This window comes from Arthrospira sp. PCC 8006 (assembly GCF_046480465.1).
Taxonomy (GTDB): domain Bacteria; phylum Cyanobacteriota; class Cyanobacteriia; order Cyanobacteriales; family Microcoleaceae; genus Limnospira; species Limnospira platensis.
In genome coordinates this window covers 1-3,573 of the sequence record NZ_PKGG01000341.1, presented here as the reverse complement: position 1 = coordinate 3,573, position 3,573 = coordinate 1, and the positions used below count along the sequence as shown (strand labels likewise).

Genomic DNA, 3,573 nt, shown 5'->3' with positions numbered 1-3,573 from the left:
TATTCGCCAGACCTCAACAAGATAGAGAAATGTTGGTCGTGGTTGAAAGCCCGCATTCGCCATTGCACGTGAGCAGTTTGATTCTCTCGATGATGCCATGGATTCTGTTCTCAAGGCTGCGTCCTAACCGTATTGACTAGTGCTATACAATTCCAAGACAACGGTAAACGCTTCCAGTCTATTTCAATTATCGGGATGTGACGCACCCTACGAGCCGTATAAAGGGAAACTTTCACGTACGGTTCTGAATGGGAGGGGATGGAGGCGACTCCATTGTGGACCCCTAATTGATGTTCCCATAGCAGAAACTGGTGGGGCTGGCTTACCGAAAGTTCAAGCCTGTTATTTATTTAGAGGTCAAGATATTCTGCGATCGCCTAAAGTAGAAGATGCTGTATCGCCACCTTTCCTCTAATTAAACTTGACCGGAGAACAGATATTTTCAGTGGGGCGGTAATTCCGATATGTACATCTAAACTGCCCTCGCGGTCAAGAGACTTTTAAGGCTCCCTCTGGGAGACCGAGAGAGAGCCACTCGGTGGGTCTGTTTCCCGGGGGAGAGCATCTTCGAGGATATCAGCTATCAACCGACTTGAACCGTCGGGGAGTTGATAGGATATGGTAGTTCTCTCGCCGACCAGACCTGACCATCCAAAGCCATTTGTTCAATCAAACTTGCCAATCGCAAGGCTTTTAAGGCTTGTTCTCCCCCTACTGACGGCTGATTTCCACCATGAACGCAACTGACAAAATGCTCTAATTCCGCATGGAGAGGTTCAATATTGCTAGTGTGGACTTTTTCAATTAATCCATCCTGACGATAGAGAATCTGGCCATAGTCAGTCACATAATCCGCCGTAGTTTGGCGGTGTATTAAAATCTCATTATTAAGGAAATCTGCTTCCGTGAGGGAATTTTTACAATGAGCTACAATAGATCGCAATTTCCTGTGGGTGACTTTACTAGCGATGAGAGTGGCAATAATGCCATTACCAAAACCCAAAGTAGCCGTCACATAATCAAGATAACCCGAATTTGAAGCACGACTGCCACTAGCAGTTAACTTCACCACCGGGGCGGGGACTAAATCCATTAACAAGTCGATATCATGAATCATTAAATCCAGCACCACCGACACATCATTAGCCCGGTGGGAGTATGGACTCATGCGATGTGCTTCTAAAGCCAAAACTTCCTCAGTTTTCAAGACTTTACCAAGTTCAGCAAAAGCCGGATTAAACCTTTCAATATGTCCGACCTGCAGGATGCGCTGATATTCTGCGGCTGCATTGACTAAAGACTCTGCTTCGGAAATACTAGCAGCGATGGGTTTTTCAATCAACACATGAACTCCGGCCTTGAGGCAAGTCATTCCTACCGAGTGATGTAGACGGGTGGGAACCGCCACACAAACCGCATCCACATATTCCAACAAATCCCGATAATCTTCAAAAAAGCGAACCTGGTATTTACTGGCTGTGTCGAGTCCCCGTTCCACATTAACATCGGAAACTCCCACCAGTTGTACATCCTTCAGCAAACTGAGAACCCGCGTGTGATGCTGTCCCATATTGCCAACACCAATTACCCCAATCCGTAGAGGGTCTAGTTGACCTCGCCCTACACTAATGCTTGAATATCCTGTTGACATCCTATTGAGCACTCCTGGAATCTTCTCCACCACACACAAAAGACAATTAAGCCGTAGGGGCAGGTTCACCAATAATCTGGTCAAGATAGAGGATGATTGGAGAACCCGCCCGTACTCGGACAAATCCACCCAGATACTATCACAGCATCAGATTTTGTACAGAATTTCTCTAAAGAAACCAGTAATTCTCATTATGGAAATTCAACTGCTATCGGGTGGGATGTCTAACTCGAGACCCTCAAGCCTGAGAGGGTGACAACGGAGGGAAAACCCAGATGGGGCAATTGTTTGAGATAATGGAGAGGTCGTCAAAAAGCGGGTGGCCCTTGGAGCTACCCTGACCAAAAATGCTAATGCTAAAGACGTTATACCAGAAACTATTACGAATCCATTTGAGCGAGAGTCAAGCACAGACCTTAGAACTCTTCGTTATGATGCTTCAAAGTTATCGGCAAGTCAGATTATCAACCCTCGCAAACTTATTTCCCCAACCCATTCAATACAAGAGTCGAATCCGAAATATCCAGCGATTTCTGAAACTCCCCCAACTTTCGGCTAAATTGCTGTGGTTTCCGATAATCAAGGCCGCTTTAAAATCTGAATTTCGAGAAAAACATTTAAATATAGAACAAAGGATAAAGCGCTCAAGATTAAGTTTTAAAACAAAAAACTATGTAGCGGTTGCTATCGAGAGCACTCAATGGAGAGACCGGAATCTCCTGATGGTCACGATAATTTTTGGAAATCATGCTTTACCAATATATGGGGAGCTACTCTTCAAGTTGGGCAGTAGTTATTTTCGGGAACAGAAACGAGTATTAGAGCCGGTACTAGCTCTTTTAAAACCTTATCCGGTTGTGGTAATAGGAGACGCGCGAATTTAATAGCGCCCAACTAGCAGACTGGCTAATAGCCAGAGGGGTAGACGTTGTATTTAGCCATAAAAAGAGCGCTTTTGTAGCCACAGAAAACCATCCATGCAAGTCTTTAAAAGCCCAGGAATAGAAATTTTGCAAATCCTCCTTTTTAAAAAATGTAACCTTTCAAAAATCTGAACCTATTCAGGGATTTAACCTAGGAGTTTATGGGCAAAAAAATCATCGTGGAAAAAAGGTAAAAGAAACGTGGTATTTACTAACCAAACTTGACAATACCCAGCTGGTTAAGCAAATTTATCAAGCGCGATGGGGTATCGAAATGATGTTTAGAGATTGTAAAAGTGTGGGCGATAACATGGAATCCACCCGAGTAGATTCAACCCGATTTTTCGCCTTATTTTTGTGAATTACTTTCGCTTATTGGCTGGCGACACAAAGAGGTCATAAGTTTAAATATAACCACTTGTGCGAGACGTTCAGGCATGAAATAGGGTTGCCACCTCAGTACAGGACAAAAAAGCTGAAAGTCTTAGCCAAAAGGGAATCTAGCCGAAAATGCTGAAGGGGGCGCTCCGGGCTGAGGCGAAAGTCGAGGGGTGGGGGGGGTAGCGCCAAGTTAGGGTGAGAGGGTTAGATCGGAATTACCGCAAACCAAACTTCCCTCTCATGAACGAGCTTAACCGATTACGAGACACTTTGCGCCCTCACTTGCCCTGGCACGGGGCGAGATGAAACTTTGCCTGCCTGTTCCTGATGGCGCTGTTTCAAGCCAAGACGGTCAATCTGGCGGAATTGGCGACGGTCTTCGCAAATCCTGTGCAAATTTCCTCAAATTATAGCATTAGTCAAGGTGGTTAGGACGCAGCTGGGAGAACGGAATCCATGGCATCATCGAGAGAATCAAACTGCTCACGTGCAATGGCGAATGCGGGCTTTCAACCACGACCAACATTTCTCTATCTTGTTGAGGTCTGGCGAATACGGTGGTAGATAGAGCAAACGGCATTGAGCCGCCTCCACTAGATCAGGAATCCGTCCCCCTTT

The 3,573-nt window shown here is 45.4% G+C and carries 2 protein-coding genes and 4 pseudogenes; 4 read left to right on the top strand and 2 right to left on the bottom strand.

Features of this window, described 5'->3' with window-relative positions:
• Together B9T16_RS26835 and B9T16_RS26830 are read left to right on the top strand one after the other, a co-directional pair.
• Positions 1-127 (top strand): annotated as a pseudogene (locus tag B9T16_RS26835) (transposase); the annotation flags it as partial.
• Positions 128-139: 12 nt separating this feature from the next.
• Positions 140-415 carry a hypothetical protein gene (locus B9T16_RS26830; RefSeq protein ID WP_161783030.1) on the top strand — a complete coding sequence of 92 codons (276 nt, stop codon included), beginning with the start codon at positions 140-142 and terminating at the stop codon, positions 413-415.
• Positions 416-583: 168 nt separating this feature from the next.
• Here the strand turns inward: B9T16_RS26830 and B9T16_RS26825 are convergent, their stop codons facing one another.
• Positions 584-1,651: a Gfo/Idh/MocA family protein gene (locus B9T16_RS26825; protein ID WP_006616252.1), complete on the bottom strand. Its 1,068-nt coding sequence runs from the start codon at positions 1,649-1,651 to the stop codon at positions 584-586.
• Between the two features lie 353 nt (positions 1,652-2,004).
• Between B9T16_RS26825 and B9T16_RS26820 the strand changes: the two are divergent.
• Together B9T16_RS26820 and B9T16_RS26815 are read left to right on the top strand one after the other, a co-directional pair.
• Positions 2,005-2,995: pseudogene (locus B9T16_RS26820) on the top strand (IS4 family transposase); the annotation flags it as partial.
• 200 nt (positions 2,996-3,195) lie between these two features.
• Positions 3,196-3,366: pseudogene (locus B9T16_RS26815) on the top strand (IS4 family transposase); the annotation flags it as partial.
• Positions 3,367-3,383: 17 nt separating this feature from the next.
• Here B9T16_RS26815 and B9T16_RS26810 read toward each other — a convergent pair.
• Positions 3,384-3,573: pseudogene (locus B9T16_RS26810) on the bottom strand (transposase); the annotation flags it as partial.